The sequence below is a fragment of the Amedibacillus sp. YH-ame6 genome, from assembly GCF_053848845.1.
In genome coordinates this window covers 1-15817 of sequence record NZ_JBSPEZ010000013.1, presented here as the reverse complement: position 1 = coordinate 15817, position 15817 = coordinate 1, and the positions used below count along the sequence as shown (strand labels likewise).

At 32.5% G+C, this 15817-nt stretch carries 13 protein-coding genes and 2 tRNA genes; 2 read left to right on the top strand and 13 right to left on the bottom strand.

Annotation, left to right across the window (positions count from 1 at the left end):
• Nucleotides 1-7: 7 nt before the first annotated feature.
• The 4 genes from ACWG0P_RS09505 to ACWG0P_RS09490 form a co-directional block, all read right to left on the bottom strand.
• Entirely contained in the window at nucleotides 8-1330 is a 1323-nt protein-coding gene (locus ACWG0P_RS09505) for an MFS transporter (protein ID WP_455801516.1), read from the bottom strand.
• Between the two features lie 17 nt (nucleotides 1331-1347).
• Entirely contained in the window at nucleotides 1348-1890 is a 543-nt protein-coding gene (locus ACWG0P_RS09500; RefSeq protein WP_455801515.1) for a metallophosphoesterase family protein, read from the bottom strand.
• 166 nt (nucleotides 1891-2056) lie between these two features.
• Nucleotides 2057-3703: a sensor domain-containing diguanylate cyclase gene (locus ACWG0P_RS09495; RefSeq protein WP_455801514.1), complete on the bottom strand. Its 1647-nt coding sequence runs from the start codon at nucleotides 3701-3703 to the stop codon at nucleotides 2057-2059.
• A gap of 291 nt (nucleotides 3704-3994) precedes the next feature.
• On the bottom strand, nucleotides 3995-5632 hold the full coding sequence (locus ACWG0P_RS09490) for a DUF1653 domain-containing protein (protein ID WP_455801513.1): 1638 nt from the start codon (nucleotides 5630-5632) through the stop codon (nucleotides 3995-3997).
• 130 nt (nucleotides 5633-5762) lie between these two features.
• Between ACWG0P_RS09490 and ACWG0P_RS09485 the strand changes: the two genes are divergently transcribed.
• A tRNA-Leu gene (locus ACWG0P_RS09485) sits at nucleotides 5763-5846 on the top strand.
• 791 nt (nucleotides 5847-6637) lie between these two features.
• Here the strand turns inward: ACWG0P_RS09485 and ACWG0P_RS09480 are convergent.
• The 6 genes from ACWG0P_RS09480 to ACWG0P_RS09455 form a co-directional block, all read right to left on the bottom strand.
• Complete coding sequence (locus tag ACWG0P_RS09480; protein ID WP_455801512.1) at nucleotides 6638-7738, bottom strand: GGDEF domain-containing protein; 1101 nt, start codon at nucleotides 7736-7738, stop codon at nucleotides 6638-6640.
• Between the two features lie 473 nt (nucleotides 7739-8211).
• A complete protein-coding gene (locus ACWG0P_RS09475) occupies nucleotides 8212-8835 on the bottom strand; it encodes a hypothetical protein (protein WP_455801511.1) in 624 nt (207 codons plus the stop codon).
• A 280-nt stretch (nucleotides 8836-9115) separates the two neighbouring features.
• Entirely contained in the window at nucleotides 9116-10297 is a 1182-nt protein-coding gene (locus ACWG0P_RS09470) for a hypothetical protein (protein WP_455801510.1), read from the bottom strand.
• 3 nt (nucleotides 10298-10300) lie between these two features.
• Nucleotides 10301-11143: a DUF4097 family beta strand repeat-containing protein gene (locus tag ACWG0P_RS09465; RefSeq protein ID WP_455801509.1), complete on the bottom strand. Its 843-nt coding sequence runs from the start codon at nucleotides 11141-11143 to the stop codon at nucleotides 10301-10303.
• Complete coding sequence (locus ACWG0P_RS09460) at nucleotides 11130-11747, bottom strand: DUF1700 domain-containing protein (RefSeq protein WP_455801508.1); 618 nt, start codon at nucleotides 11745-11747, stop codon at nucleotides 11130-11132. The genes ACWG0P_RS09465 and ACWG0P_RS09460 overlap by 14 nt, the downstream gene beginning before the upstream one ends.
• Nucleotides 11740-12060, bottom strand: a complete 321-nt coding sequence (locus ACWG0P_RS09455) for a PadR family transcriptional regulator (protein WP_455789595.1) — start codon at nucleotides 12058-12060, stop codon at nucleotides 11740-11742. Before ACWG0P_RS09455 ends, ACWG0P_RS09460 begins: the two co-directional genes overlap by 8 nt.
• Nucleotides 12061-12171: 111 nt before the next feature.
• Here ACWG0P_RS09455 and ACWG0P_RS09450 point away from each other — a divergent pair, with 111 nt between their 5' ends.
• Nucleotides 12172-12630, top strand: a complete 459-nt coding sequence (locus tag ACWG0P_RS09450; RefSeq protein ID WP_455801507.1) for a GNAT family N-acetyltransferase — start codon at nucleotides 12172-12174, stop codon at nucleotides 12628-12630.
• A gap of 35 nt (nucleotides 12631-12665) precedes the next feature.
• Here the strand turns inward: ACWG0P_RS09450 and ACWG0P_RS09445 are convergent, their stop codons facing one another.
• From ACWG0P_RS09445 to ACWG0P_RS09435, 3 genes are all read right to left on the bottom strand, one after another.
• Nucleotides 12666-13433: a GNAT family N-acetyltransferase gene (locus ACWG0P_RS09445; protein ID WP_455801506.1), complete on the bottom strand. Its 768-nt coding sequence runs from the start codon at nucleotides 13431-13433 to the stop codon at nucleotides 12666-12668.
• Between the two features lie 248 nt (nucleotides 13434-13681).
• Nucleotides 13682-15397, bottom strand: a complete 1716-nt coding sequence (locus ACWG0P_RS09440) for a peptidase M3 (RefSeq protein ID WP_455801505.1) — start codon at nucleotides 15395-15397, stop codon at nucleotides 13682-13684.
• Between the two features lie 149 nt (nucleotides 15398-15546).
• A tRNA-Glu gene (locus ACWG0P_RS09435) sits at nucleotides 15547-15622 on the bottom strand.
• Nucleotides 15623-15817 lie beyond the last annotated feature (195 nt).

Here is a 15817-nt window from a genome sequence, read left to right as displayed (position 1 = left end):
ATATGTATTATGCTTTGTTCTTTTTATAATTCTTCTTCATTTCTTTTTCGCTTTCTGGATCTTTCACAAATGCTAAGAAGATAGCCCCTAAAATCATAAGTGGAATAAGTCCTAAAATACCATAACGCGTTTCCCCTGTCATCATGATAATCACAGAAACTGCGATTGGTCCTAAGATCGCCGAGAATTTAGAGAATACAGAAAAGAATCCAAAGAACTCATTACTATCTGCTTTATCTGGAATTAGCTTCGCAAAGTAACTTCTTGATACGGATTGAATTCCACCTTGGAATAATCCTACTAAGATTGCCACAGCCCAAATAAAGTTTGGATTACTCTTAATCATAACTCCACTCGCTACTACACCAACATATCCAATAATACCTGCATAAATCATTTTCTTAGATCCGAAACGACCTACCAATCGACCAAAGAAGATAGATGCAGGGCAAGCAATAACATTAATAAAGATAACGACAACCAAGCTCATAACATCACTGATACCCATTTCCGTTGCTAGGCTTACTGCCATTTTAATAACCGTATTTACACAATCGATATAAAAGAAATAGGATATACAAAACAGAAAGATATTTTTATTCTTCTTTACATCTTTAAACGTATGATATAAATGTGAAAAGGATTCTTTCACTACATTGGGTACTGGTTCATGATAATGCGTTTGTTTTACATTTTTCAACATTGGACGTGAATACAGCCACCACCAAATAACCGCCATCCCCATTGTTAACCCGCAAGCTAAACGATAAGACAATGTAAATCCACCAAGTACTAAATCCCCATTCGCATCCCCAAACAAAGTAACTGCAGCGAAAGGAATAATAAATATAATAAAAGGTAACACACTTCCAATATATCCCCATGCATATCCTGCAGCAGATACTTTATCAACACGATCATCATCACACACATCTACAATAAATGCATCATAGAAGATAATAGAACCATTGTAACCTAGCATTGCGATAATGAAAATTACGATTGCCATTTTATAGTCGATAAAAGGTAGTGCTAAACCAAAACCTCCCGCAATTCCAAGAAAAAGAAAGAATTTAAACATCTTCATTTTCTTATCTTTATAATCTGCCATGGTACCTAATACTGGAGATATCAGTGCCAATATAATAGCATACACTGCATTTGCCCATCCCACATACACACTACTATCCCCTGGTGTGATCTTAGCGATTAACATTGGAAATATAACAGTACAAGTGGTTAATACTTGTGCACTATTTCCAACATCATAAAGGATCCAACTTGCCTCTTCTTTTGTGAATCCTAATTTCTTTAATAATTTTGTGAACATACATTCTCCTCTTTCTATTATGAATCCAAGCCAGACTCTTCATCACAATGATAAAGTCTAGTAACCATTTCCATATGTTGTATCTCTACAATAGCATATCCACTTTGTGGTGTACCAAAACATACAGAACCTGGATTCACTAATGTAACACCATCTACAACTCCTGAAAACTGATGATGTGTATGCCCGAAAAATACAGTATCGCACCCTTTTCTTTTTGCATAGGATGCAATTTTACCATATAAGGTGGCCATACAAAAATCCATTAAATCCTCACTCTTGATATTCTTTTGTGATAAAACTTCAAGAATGGTCTCATCGTCAAATCTATTTCCATGGATACATAACACTTTACGTTCTTCTAAATCCATAATTAATTCCAAAGGCAAAGAGGAATCTTTATCGTGATTTCCACACACCAAGTGAAATTTTGATAATTCTTGTAAAGGAAATCCAATATCACCTAGATGAATGAAAATATTCACAGGTTCACTATTTTCTAATATCCTACGTGTTTTTTCAAGTTCCCCATGGGTATCACTCATTACCAATATTTTCATTTCCTACATCCCTTCACTAGTTTCATTATAATATGAATAATGCGGAATAGAAATAAGAAATATTGGTTTCTTTCATTTTTAACCAAAAGATTACATTTCTAACCTATATATCTTTTCTTCATGTATTCTCAAATCTACAACTAAATGCAATCGCCCTACTCTCCTCTTATTTTTTTCCTTTCATTTTTTGTTTACACTCATACATCTCATTATCTGCACGTTTAAACACATCTTTAAAGCTATTATCTACGCCAGATTCATAACTTGCCACCCCATATGCAATGGATATCTTAACATTTCCTTGCCCAAAATTATACTCTTCTATCTTTTCTAAATACAGTGATAACATTTCACGTTCTTTATGTATTGTTTGATTTTCTATAACCACAACAAATTCATCTCCACCTATCCGATATAGTGGGAAACCTTGAAAACTATCTTGAATAATCTTTGTTGCGTGTAATATAAACCCATCTCCTGCATCATGCCCCAATGTATCATTTACAATCTTTAAATCATTTAAATCAAAAACAATAACAGAAAAACGAACCGATTCTTGTTTCATCTTTTCCTCTATATCGAAAACATGTTCCATATAGGCTGTCTTATTTTTCGTACCTGTTAAATAATCTATATATGCAAGCGCATTAATTTTATCAAAGCTTTTACGAAGTTGTGCTATTGTTTGTCGCAAAGCCTCAGAAAGAACTCCAACTTCATCTTTTGAATGATGAGTAATAGTAACGCTTAAATCCCCATTTGCTATTTCCTTTGCTGCACTTGTTAACTCCGCTAATGGATGCACCAGCCGTTTACTAAAAGCATACACTAATAAAATCGTAATAAATAGAATAACAAAACTTCCCATCAGTATTTGACTCAAGAGCGCATTTGCTTGCTCGTCAATTTCATCTGTTGGCGCAGAAACTATAAAGCGCATTCCATTTTCCAAGCTTTGAAAGGTAGCTTGTTTATAAATACCTCCATAGGAATAATCGATAAGTTCATCGTTTTCTTTACTTTCTTTCAACAATGCCTTTGCCATTGATTTAAATTCACCCTGGTTGTAATCAATCAAATTTGTTCCACTTTTCAATTCTTTATGATAAACAATATGTGCTTTATCATCTGTCAAGAAAGCATATCCACTATCATATACTTTAGTGCCAGATACAACGTTCTTTATATGCTCGAAATCGATATCCATGCCTACCACACCGATAAAGGTTTCCTGATAATAAAGTGGAACTACATAAGATATCATTTCAACACCTATATTTTCATTATAATATGGTGGTAACCATGTCGGCTTCCCTGTGTTTTTTGCGCCATAAAACCACCCTACATGAGCAGTATCATCTTCTTCATACTTGGTAAGATCCGTAGGTTCTTCTTTCTTGAAGGATCCATCATCATCAACTGTATAAAACAGGCCAGAGGGAGTAGATGAAAAGGTAGGATCAAAGCGAAAGTAAACACTAATAACATTCTCTGTATTTTGTGCTGCCGCAAGCGTAGTTGGTAACATATGTTCTGAAAATTCATCAAACTCTTGCGTCGTCTGAAGGGATTCTATTGCGTTCGATACTTCTTGATCAACATAAATTGCCAACGTTTCAACAGATTGTTCAATTCGTTTGAAGGTTTCATTAAAATTTTCTGATTTATTTTCACATAAAAGATTCATGATTTGTTTAGAATCTTGCAATACCACATGACGAGCATTAAAAAAGCTCATAACTCCTATGGCTACTGAGGATACCACCACACATCCTACAACAAGCAAAATAATTTTACTTCGGATGGATTTCATATGCTCTTTACTCCTTCTCTCATCTTTCATTTCATACATATCGTTTTTGAAGCTTTGTATTTTTCATTTGTATATATTATAGCATTTATTAAAATGAAATAGAAATTTGTTATTATATTTGTATATCCTTTTTAAATATTTTCTATCCTCTGGTCACTTATTTTCTAAACTATTTTTATAAAACAAGATATTCCCACCTCTTTGAAAGATAAACTATCCATCTTTAAAGTATATTTTTATCATTTTATTCTATAGAAAACTTATATAATTAGAAAAAAGGGATTTCTCCCTTTACTCTTTTATATATCGAAACCTAGGCACTTGTTTCCCATCTACTTCCACGTTTTCTTTAAACATGCTTAGTGGACGTACCCACACACTACCTTCTCCATACAGTTGGCGATATACAACATATTTCTCTAAAGTTTCACTATGGTATCCAACATATAATACAGCATAGTGTTTCCCTTTAAAATGTTCATAACGCCCTAAAGGAAGATCTTCATTTATTTCTACCACAAGTGGTTTCTGTAAAGGCTGCTCTACTATCAAAGTTTTCTTATCTTCTTTCTGAATGAGGGTTTTTGGAGGTGTTACACTCTGTTTTTCTATTAGAATACATGAACTTTTTGCTTTCACACATATACGCACGTTATCCTTTATACAAGGATAAGATGTATCTTCTAACACATCAAATAAATCCATTCGTTGAGATGCGATATCCACTTCACAATCAGTATTCGCAACGTTCAACACAATAGTAAGACTCATTTCTTCATTATAACGCTTAAATACGAACTGTTCATTCTTTAATGAAATGGATTCATACGTCCCATCAAATAACACTGGATATTGTTGTCGTATACTCCCTAGCTTTGCAATGTGTTTAGTTAGAGGTATGTCCTTCATCTTTTCAATCTCTATGGAAGGACGAATATCCGCATCACTTCCATCATGTTTCTTACCTTCCATCGCCCATTCACTACCATAGTACACAGAAGGAATGCCTGGCATTGTATAGAGTAAGGTATACACGTTCACTAAATCTATTTTATCTTTCAATGTGCTCGCAAGTCGGTTAACATCATGATTATCTACGAAGTTGTATAAATGTAAGTGTTCATAGATTCCCCCTTTCGCAAACTGTCGATTAAGAGAATGTCCAATTTCAAAATAATTCTTATCATTATGAGATGAATATAGCCCCTTATAACATTCATAATTCGTTACTGAATCTAAAGTATCATTATTAGCCCATACAGTATAATCCCCATGAATGATTTCTCCCATCAACCAAAAAGATTCATCTTTTCTCTTACAATATCCCTTCAAACGATGGAAGAACTCTAAATCAATACAATCTGCCGCATCCAATCGCAATCCATTCACATGAAAATCATCCATCCACATGCCAACAGATTCTAATAAATATTGTACAACTTCCTCATTTTTTAAATTCAACTTTATAAGGTTATGGTACCCTTGCCATGTATCATAATTGAACCCATCATTGTATGGATTGTTTTGATCAAAACGAACATTCACAAACCAATTCAAATACTTAGAATTTTCTCTATTTTTTAAAATATCCTTGAACGCAAAAAATTCTCTTCCCACATGATTAAACACTCCATCCAACACAATATGAATACCTTCTTCATGAAGAGCATCACACACCCTTTTAAAATCCTCATTATCCCCTAAACGACGATCAAGCATACGATAGTCACTTGTATCATATCCGTGTTCATAACTTTCAAATACAGGTCCTAAATATACCGCATTTATTTGCATCTGTTTTAGATGTGGTATCCAATCTAATACTTTGATAATAGAATGGGTTATCGTTTCTTCATGGAAACGTGGGGCACCACACAATCCTAAAGGATAGATGTGATAAAAGACAGCTTTGTTAATCCAATTTTTCATAAATTCACCTCATATAATATATATTAGTATATCATATCTTGATAACAGAAATGCTTTCACTAAAAAATTTAAAAATTTCCAAAAAAGTAATTGCAACATTTGAAAAATATGCTATAATAAATAGGCACATGCGGGCGTGGTGAAATTGGCAGACACGCTAGACTTAGGATCTAGTGCCTTGCGCGTGCAGGTTCAAGTCCTGTCGCCCGCACCAGTATAAAATTAACTCTTAAACCTTTATAAACAAAGGAATTAAGAGTTTTTTTAACGCCTGAGAGGACAAATGCATTATTACACTATCTCAATCAATGTCATTAGATGATGGTTTAAATAATAGAAATATACTTAATTTTTTTCAAATAATTGCTTATCATAATGTGAAAATTGTAGATAATTATAAATTAATACCATACTTAAATAAAGATACAAAAAGTTTTTATAGTTATCTAGAAATAGTGACGGAATCTCGTAGAAAAAGAGTCATTACATAAATTTTTTACCAAAACTAGGCGTTTTGTGAGTATTACAAAAGATGTGTACATAGTTAAAAATCAAGAAGCAAAGTAAACTTGCTAAGAGAATAACTATGAATGCATCTTTTATTTCGAAAAGAAATCAATGATTTTGTCGATGAACAAAATTTTACATTGACTCAAGGTATTATGATATACAAGATAAAAAGGTGTATAGAAAAGCCAAAGCTTTCATCCTATAATTGGATAAGGCTTTGGCTAGTTTTTATATGACCCTACATTAGATCTTGACTAGGTAAATATTTGAATATTGTTGATAGATATGAATATGGTTCAAAATCATTTGCCTTCGCAAGAGTGTAAATAGATTACGTTTGTCCAAGAATTTGTCCGCATCCCCCCCTCCATAATAAGTAGTAAGTGTTCCATCATCTTCGTATTATATTGATGAATAGCTTATTTTTGTTCTATATAAAATTCCTTATCTAACCCACCATAACTTCAATTTAAATTTCATTCTTCTTCTCCATTCTTACAAAACTACACAACGGTTCTTTCCAGTATTTTTTGCTTGATACATTGCATGATCACTGTTCTTGATTGCATTTAGTACAGGTGTACAGAAATCATATGTTGATACACCACAAGAAAGCGAAAGTGTCATTTCATTCAATTCTTCAATGGACGATGTAGCCAATTTGCTTAACATATTGTTCATTAGAATTTCACATTCTATAATAGAAACATTAGGAAGCAATATAATATATTCATCCCCTCCATAGCGCGAAACACAAGCATTTTTTGGGCAGTGGTTCTTCAAAAAGTTAGCAATATAAATAAGTGCAATATTTCCTGCCTCATGCCCATACGTATCATTTACTAGCTTAAAATTATCGATGTCTAAGAAGGCAAGAGTTGAGTCGAGATACCTTTCGGATTTTTCGTTTATTATTGCTTCTGCAAAGAGTTGCAAACCTAGCATGTTATATAAACCAGTTAATTCGTCATTACATATTTTCTGTTCTAACATGCTTTGTTCTTCCCTCATGCGATCAATAACATGACGTTTCTCCTGCTCGTTTTTCATCAAGAGAAGGGTGGCATACCATGATATCCCAAACACAATAAAGAGCATCAAACAATCCAATAAAAAATACGGATCATTTCCTCTTAAATCCATGTTAGCAAAGCACATAGCAATCAATTCTCCCAATAAGCAAAAACTTCCAACAGCATTTGTAATACGCGGACTCCCAAACACTACAGATATAGAGAGCGGGATAAAAAAGCTACATAGAGTTGTAGCAAAAATATTATGGACAGATGCCGCAGCAGTACACAATGCAACTGTTGTAAGAATAGCTGCTAATGATTTTACTTCTGAACTTTGATTACTACGATAAACAACGAACCACCCCATAATACACGAACTAAAAATTATACTAGCAGGTAAAAGAATATATTGAAGAATATATTCTAATGATGTTTGATTTCTAAGTCCAATCTTTGTCAAAATAAAATAATAAGCAATCTCAAAAATAAGGACAACCGATGCGGTTACAAAATTTGTTTTTACTATTCTCTCTTGCCAACGTTTGTTGTATTGTGCAGAATACTGTTCATATATAGTCATGTCTCTATCCTCTATTCTAGAATTTTCAAAAGTATTAAATTTCAATCCTTATTCATTATACATATATAGTGTCGACAAAGCGTCGATAAATTCATCAAATTCAAGATTCAACGTTCTCTTTAAATACAAAATTATCAGTTTTCTTTCAATTTATGTGGCTTCTATACCACTAGAAGTAAGTTCTCTCTCGCTATATTGTTTCATAATACCACGATAATTATTCATTTATATCACCTAGTAACTAATTGCGATAGTCACATACAACATTGCTTGGTGTAATAGTTATCACACCTCACCTTTTATTGATTATTTTTCCTATTTTATGTTTTGTAACAGTTTTCTATTAAAGTAAAACACAAATCATCAAATTAGAACTTTTTTACAGTTGATTGCATCATCCTCCCATAACATCTTTACATAAAAAAACCTCTAATTTCCTTTAAACAAGGAGTTAATCAAAGGTTTTTTGTCTTCTATCTATCAAACATTGGGTGATAGTCCATTAAGCAGCTTAAGAATAAATACACATTTTGTATTTTGATAGAGTCATTTTTACAAAATGATTGAATGAAAAAACGATGTGGATATGGAGAAGATGTTTTTATATCGAAATAAGTATAACGAAGATTCTCTTCAACGCCAAGATTAACAATTTTTTTATACGAATATGATAACACCTTACCATCAAACAACATATAGACACTTTTATCTGTAAAAACTAGTTGTACATTTTGTCCAACCAATACATTTGTTACATTCCAGCTTGGTACTTTCTCATATCTATAACCTGTCCTAACCATTTTATAACTATTCATGGACTTCGAAAACTTTAATCCTGATTCAATATAAATTATAGTTTCATTTGTTCGAATTGCAGTACAATCATTTATCTCATGTTTTAGATAGTTCTTATAAAACAAGTTAGATGATACTAATTTTACCAACTCAACTTTCCCATCTACTGCACAAATTACATGTTCTTGAACATTCTGTATTATGTTCTTTATCTTTAATATTATTTCCTGTTTCTCTTCCATACAAGCGCTATGGTATGATTTTAAGAATCGTGCAGGTTGTTTACAAAAAATGCACTTCATAACTCTCCCCTCCTTACTCCATATTGTATCACAGGAAAATGTAGCTGAACTATGATTTTCCACAATCAAACACTGGCGTCGCTTAAGCAGAGAAATTCCATTATAGGCACTATGATAAACAATCACATCTATAACAAGCTATCTCTTCATTTCTGTTCATCTTTGTATATAAAACATTGATTTTCAAGAATATTTTTTTTAATATACATTTTATAAAGTGATAATACAAAGTATATAGCTATGATTATATTTCTGTCTACTGTATTTTTATTTCATTACTTTATAAATACATATCGAATTTTTGGATGAATTCTTCATGTGAAAATGCCCATTTTTCTTGATTACTATTCATAGACTGCAAGAAGGATGTTCTAAGAGGAATTCTTTTTTGTACCTGATATAAGAAACTACGAGTATAATACTGCGTATTCTTTAAAAGGGAGAAAAAAATTAACAAACGGCAGTTCTCCTCAATAAAATCTCTTAATTTTCGATCCTTATTTGGACAAATATTATGGATCACAGAATGTACATATTGGAAGTAGGCATTGCAAAGAGAAACACTATCTCTTTTTTGTCGTTGAATACTTGCCAAGGTATGAAATCCATTTTCATAATCTTCATGAATATCCTGGATATCATCTGCTATTTGTAACATAAAGCCAAAAGAAATACAGAACTTGTACTCCTCATCACTCAACGTTCCATCCATTAAATACCCATCTGCTAATACAGAGGCTCCCCCTTTTTCAATTGATATCTCTAATAGTGTTTGATAATCCTCAATATCACTCTGTAGCAACGATTTCTTTTGTCCATCTTGTATATGCAACAAGGAATGGTATACATCCTCGTAGCTATCCCTAGGGTAAGTACTTTCAATCATAGAAACAAGCTCGTTCACTTTCTTTTGATTCTCTTTTTGATACGTAGTATCTATCCCCATCAATCGATTACTTAACCAGTTATTAAATTCTTTTTTATCCTTTGTTTCAATATCTTTATCATCTAAAAAATTATCGGTATAAGGATATAACATACTATAGGCAAAAATTGCTTTATGATAAGACAATGGACGATTGCATACTTTTTCAAGAATTAAAATGATCCAAACATTTCGTAATGCTTGTCCAATGTCTTCGATACAAAGGTTATTATCAAAACTTCTCGCATCTCTCATAAAGCTTTTACTAATTTGGTAAAATATTTCTCTTTCTTCTTCACTTAACCAAGATAAATTCCAAACTTCATCACGTTGAAACCATTGTTTCATATGAGCATCCAACATTTCAAAATCTTGGCCTTCATAAAATCCTTCTATTTCTTTTAGTAACTCTTGTAAATAGGTTTCGTTTTGAATCTGCTGTTTTTGACTTATTTTAGGAAAGGAAGAAATAGAAATACCTTCTATTTCTTCCCATTGTTTTTTACAATATGCACACGCACTTTCAAAAGCATTCATAGTTTAGTTAAACTCCAGTTCAATATCACCCAACGAGTTCTTAATACTGATAAAGTTTTTGGCACTTGAATTTCCTCCAGCTACATCAGCTTTTCCATCATGATCACTATCCATTATTTGTGTACTTCCTAAAGAGTTCTTGACTTCATAACGATATTCGCTAGGATTTCCTTTGATATTTACATCCGTACTTCCTAATTTATTAGATATTTCACTTCTACCCAACAATACACCATCGATATTGATTTCTCCACATTTTTCATCAACCTGTGTTTGTTCACTATAAATGTCTTCTAATTCGATATTCCCTAAATCTGCTTTTACGATTAATTCTTTTGTCTTAGTACCGTTTATGCTAATTTCACCAACTGCACAATCAACTTTAATTTTATCATATATTTCATCTTTTAATTCAACATAGATACTACCATTATTGTGATTTATGCCTCGTTTATGCTTTAATACAACAGATACATTTCCACTATTTTCATCGATTGATATATTTTGGTTAGATCTTACTCTATAACGTATTTTATTAGTCGTACCACGATGAATTTCAATATCTGCAACATCTGCATCAATAGATAAAGATTTTACATCTCCTAGTTGTTTTTCACTTGTACCAGAGTTTGAGGAATCCATGAAATCATCGTCAAACGCTTCATCAAAGAACCCAACTCCAATATTTCCAAATCCAAAAGGCCACCAAGATACGGTATTGGAATTGACACTTAAGTAACGTAAACTACCACCTTGTACAACACCAGCCCCTAACAACAACGAACCGCATATAATAAGTATAAAGGAAATAATAACTGTGATTTTAGCACCTCTATGCTTTTTCATATTTTTTACCTCCCTTTGCCTTATGATAAATTCCAGTAATTGCTCTTGAAAATGCTGGAATTAAAACACTGATCAATTTGATAAGTCCAACAAGCAACAACAAGGATAATCCGATTGCCAACAATCCTCCGCCAAGAGCAACCATTGCATTTCCTGGATTCGCCATGTTCGTAAATCCAGAAATGATAAGTGGAACTCCTGAGAATAGAACTGCCGCTACAGTAGCAACTGCTGCAAACATCAACGCAACCATAACAAGCATGAATGCAAAGAATAATAATACAACTGCAAGTGCGAGTGGCAAGGCTAGTGGTAACGCACAAATTCCTAGAAAAATCACTACGATATTCTTCATAGAAGTATGTGGGTTTTTGCTCCTTGTGTCAACACGCTGTCTTTGTGTATTATTTCTAATCGCAAAATCTGCACGTATTTGTGCTGCATACTTTGTAGGAGTCCCTAATTCCTCAATCACTGATTGCTCATTCTCTACTCCTGCATCTTCAAAATATTCTTCACAATATAAAATCGCATCTTCAATATCTTCTTCTCTTAGTCCACGAAGTTTGCTTCGTAGCTCTGAAATGTATTCGTCCCTATTCATTTATGGTACCTCCCTCTAGTATATTGGTAATTTTTGTCGAGAAATCTTTCCATTCTCCTACATATTCATCATATTTTTCTTTCCCTAAATCGGTCAATCGATAATATCTACGATTACGTCCTAGATGTTCTTGGTCATAGGTAGCCAAGTATCCATCACGCATCAATCTTCTTAAAACTGGATATAACGTTGATTCACTTACACTCATTACAACTTTTACTTCTTGAGTCAACTTATATCCATACGTATCTTCTTTGTGCAGCGTTGCTAGTACACATGCATCTAGCAATGCCGATCCTAATTGAAATGTCATGTTATCACCTTTCTTCAATAATATTATATGGCGTATAGTATTATAAGTCAATACATATTATACAATTGCATTAAAAGATATTGAATGTTATATATAGAATAGGTGATCATTATGATATATAAGACAGAAACATGTACATCTGTACAACAACTTTCTATTCGTACGATTTTAGAACAGTTACCACAATGGTTTGGAATTCCCTCAGCACTGGACGAGTATGTGAAAGAGAGTGAAAACTTAACACTTATAAGTGCTTATGATACAACAAATATGATTGGTTTTGTAAGTTTGAAACCAACGAGTGAGACTACCTTAGAAGTGTATGTTATGGGTATTTTGCCCATGCATCATCGACAAGGAATTGGTAAAGAACTTATCAAACAAGTAAAGATGTATGCACAAACACATGGTATCCATTACCTACAAGTAAAAACATTATCCCCTACTGTAAAAGATCCAGGCTATCTTTCTACATACGCTTTTTATAAGGCAAATGGGTTTGAAGATGTGGAAGTATTACCTTTATGGGATGAGTGGAATCCTTGTCTTTTGATGATTCAGAAAGTATAAGAGTTCACTACGCTTTGCATAGTGAACTCTTTTTTTTATGAACAGGTATATCCTATTTCTTTTAAATAATTCTCAAATTTCTTTTCACTCATAATTTCATTCGTCACAAACTTTCCTTGATAAAATAAGGCATAGGTAGTAGATGGAATGGGAGCTTCTTGAGCATCTTCTCTTGTTTCAATTTTATGAACTGTAAGTGGTGTATGATAGCGTTTTGCGACTTCCTCGATAAGTGGAACATATTTTGCGGTATGAGGACATTGATTGGTATAGTATAGAACAATGTTCTTATCTTCAATCTCTTCTTTCTTAACACACGCTTTAAATTTAGGTGCTTTTGCATCTTTATGAAATGGTAAGTAATATAATACAAAGAATGGATTTGCACTATCAATAGGTAGAAAGCCTTTATGTTTTAAATATTGTGCATCAGATAGATATGGCCTTTTCTTCTCTGAGGCAATTACAGTAAGTCCATCCTTACCTTTTTCTTTCGCATCCTTTATACATGATTCCAATAAAGCATTTGCATATCCTTGTCCTTTATATTGACCAGAAACCCAAAAACAATTAATATGCATATACTTATCCGCATCAATAGGAGCCCATGCATATTCTGCAGGAATATATTCAATAAATACCTTTGCTCGTTCGTTTAATTTAGTAAATACCAAACCTTCTTCTATTCGTTGTTTTAACCATGCTTTTTTAGACGCAACACAATTCTCCTTTGGTTTATCTGCTATTGCACAACAGATATGTTCTGTTTCTAAAGTATCCTGTGTAATTGTTATAAAGTTCATAATTACTTCCTCACTTTCTGTTTATATCTTACCATAGCAAATATGACATATGTATGTCATATTCATACTTTTATTTTCTATTCTATATTTGCTATGCTATACTATATTTGAGGTGATGATATGCAACGAGTAAAACCATTAATTCAACCAAAAATCATTACGACATTAAAAGATAAACAAGAAGAAGCAAAAAGAAAAAAGGATAACAAAGGGAAAAAGAAAGGATGAACGATGTTCATCCTTTTTACTTATAAGTCCATTTCCTTTTTTAACGCAATTGCAATATCTGACATGATATCGCTTTTAAACGGATTTGATAAACCCACGTTCTTTAGGGCATCCAAATAATGAGAATTCTCTGGATGTTTTGTAATTTTATCATAAATATCTAAAGCTTCCGTTCTATCTTTCGATGATATCTGCCACAATTCTAATGCAGAAACTGCACTCGTTGCGTAGCTAATATAATAGAATGGTGTTTCAAAATGATGGTGAATATCTACCCATTCATAAATCTGAGGATAACCATAGTATTTGGTACTAATACTTCCATGTAATGCATTCATATCATCTAAAGACATCGTTGGATCTTCAAAAACTGCTTGTTGAAATTCATCCTCTGCACATCCTGCAAGAATAGATTGCAACATAGAAGAAAGATTATCATATTCCATTAGTTTTGCATTTTCCCCATATAAGTCTTCATAATATGGGTACATCAACACTTCTAATCCTTGGGAATGAATTTCTGCCAAATTCAAATCGTTAGAATCATTCCATTTTAATTTTGCATAATGGAAAAAATTATAATAATGTCCAAATTCATGGAATATAGTAGAAGGATCCGTGTAAACGCTTGTATTTACAAACATAAATGGAGCTGAATACTCATTTAACAATGTAGAATAAGCTGCTTGAATAGCATTTGCATCATCTGTATAAAGGTACATATTATTTCTCTTCATGTAGTCTAATGCGCTCATCATATATTCAGGGAATTCTTTTTTTATTGCCTTTTCCAGTGTAGGAATTCCACTATCAAAATCTGCTGTATTATTTTCTTTTGCGTTCGCTATATCACTTTGATAAGCACTTGATACTTTATCATAAAGTGGTGCGATATTCTTTACAACATAGTCTTGAAGTTTCTTCGAATCCTCTGGTTTAAAGTCATAACCTAGCACTTCATAAGCATATTCTGTATAACTGTCATAACCTAATTTTTTCGCAATTTTAACACGTACTTGTACCAACTTACGATAGAGTTCTCCAGTAACGGCATTCTTTTTTTCATATATTTCATAATATGGTGTAGCTGCATCAGGATCACTAAAATCCAAATCATCGACTCCTACTTCTTTTCCCTTCCAAGTAGTTGTATATGGATCCACAGATGCTTTTTTATACTCATTTACTAATGCTGTTTCTTGTTCCGTTAATTCCTCAATTTCTGGTGAATTAAGTTTACTATTAATTTCATAACGTTTGATGAAATCTTTTCCCATCTTATTTTCAAAAGCTTTCGCATACTTTGAATCTAAAATAGTTTTTGTTAAATCCAGCATTTTATTATCTAATTTTGTATAATAATTGGTTAAGAATTCATCTTCATTACTATAAAATTCATCTTTTACATCTTTTGCAGAAAGAATAGAAACAAGAGTTTGCATAGTATCATACTTCATAACGGAAGATAAGATATCATCATATCCTTTTAATAACTGTTCTTCTGCATCCTCTTTTTGCGATATCTCTTTTACTTGCACAATAAGAGCGTCTAGTGCATCTGTATCTGGGTGAACATATGTTAACTCATTAAAATCAACATCTGTATGTTCCGTGTTATACGTAGGCTCTACATAGTTTACTTTTTCATCCTTTGCTCCACCATTGTTCGAACACCCCGTGATGAACAATGAAAAAACAAGAATACTACAAATACCTAATCTCTTTAAATTTTTCATAATATCTCCTCTTCTTCAAAAATCTCTTACCTATAGTATATATTATTTTTACCAAAATGAACACACGATACACCAACTTAGTATATTCTCATATAATTCTAATAAAATAGATACAAAAAAACTCGCATTACACGAGTTTATCTTTTACATGGTGACGCGTACGGGATTCGAACCCGTGAATGCTTGCGTGAAAGGCAAGTGAGTTAACCGTTTCTCCAACGCGCCACGTTTCATTGCTTAGATAGTATAACAAAATCTACATATCACGTCAATAAAAAAATGAAAATATTTTTATATCGTGAAGTGAAAAAGTTAATTCCACAATGATGAGAAAAAGTGGAATTAAGGTTTACAGAATAATCCACTTCATTAAGTGTGGAATTTTCTCTTACATTTCTGTATGATAAATATGTTTTCTTT

What these genes read in the sequence shown, in the direction of transcription:
- ACWG0P_RS09470 (WP_455801510.1), bottom strand. Translation starts at nt 10,297, where the DNA reads ATGAATGCTTTTGAAAGTGCGTGTGCATATTGTAAAAAACAATGGGAA.
- ACWG0P_RS09505 (WP_455801516.1), bottom strand. Translation starts at nt 1,330, where the DNA reads ATGTTCACAAAATTATTAAAGAAATTAGGATTCACAAAAGAAGAGGCA.
- ACWG0P_RS09490 (WP_455801513.1), bottom strand. Translation starts at nt 5,632, where the DNA reads ATGAAAAATTGGATTAACAAAGCTGTCTTTTATCACATCTATCCTTTA.
- ACWG0P_RS09480 (WP_455801512.1), bottom strand. Translation starts at nt 7,738, where the DNA reads ATGACTATATATGAACAGTATTCTGCACAATACAACAAACGTTGGCAA.
- ACWG0P_RS09445 (WP_455801506.1), bottom strand. Translation starts at nt 13,433, where the DNA reads ATGAACTTTATAACAATTACACAGGATACTTTAGAAACAGAACATATC.
- ACWG0P_RS09495 (WP_455801514.1), bottom strand. Translation starts at nt 3,703, where the DNA reads ATGAAATCCATCCGAAGTAAAATTATTTTGCTTGTTGTAGGATGTGTG.
- ACWG0P_RS09465 (WP_455801509.1), bottom strand. Translation starts at nt 11,143, where the DNA reads ATGAAAAAGCATAGAGGTGCTAAAATCACAGTTATTATTTCCTTTATA.
- ACWG0P_RS09440 (WP_455801505.1), bottom strand. Translation starts at nt 15,397, where the DNA reads ATGAAAAATTTAAAGAGATTAGGTATTTGTAGTATTCTTGTTTTTTCA.
- ACWG0P_RS09450 (WP_455801507.1), top strand. Translation starts at nt 12,172, where the DNA reads ATGATATATAAGACAGAAACATGTACATCTGTACAACAACTTTCTATT.
- ACWG0P_RS09455 (WP_455789595.1), bottom strand. Translation starts at nt 12,060, where the DNA reads ATGACATTTCAATTAGGATCGGCATTGCTAGATGCATGTGTACTAGCA.
- ACWG0P_RS09500 (WP_455801515.1), bottom strand. Translation starts at nt 1,890, where the DNA reads ATGAAAATATTGGTAATGAGTGATACCCATGGGGAACTTGAAAAAACA.
- ACWG0P_RS09475 (WP_455801511.1), bottom strand. Translation starts at nt 8,835, where the DNA reads ATGAAGTGCATTTTTTGTAAACAACCTGCACGATTCTTAAAATCATAC.
- ACWG0P_RS09460 (WP_455801508.1), bottom strand. Translation starts at nt 11,747, where the DNA reads ATGAATAGGGACGAATACATTTCAGAGCTACGAAGCAAACTTCGTGGA.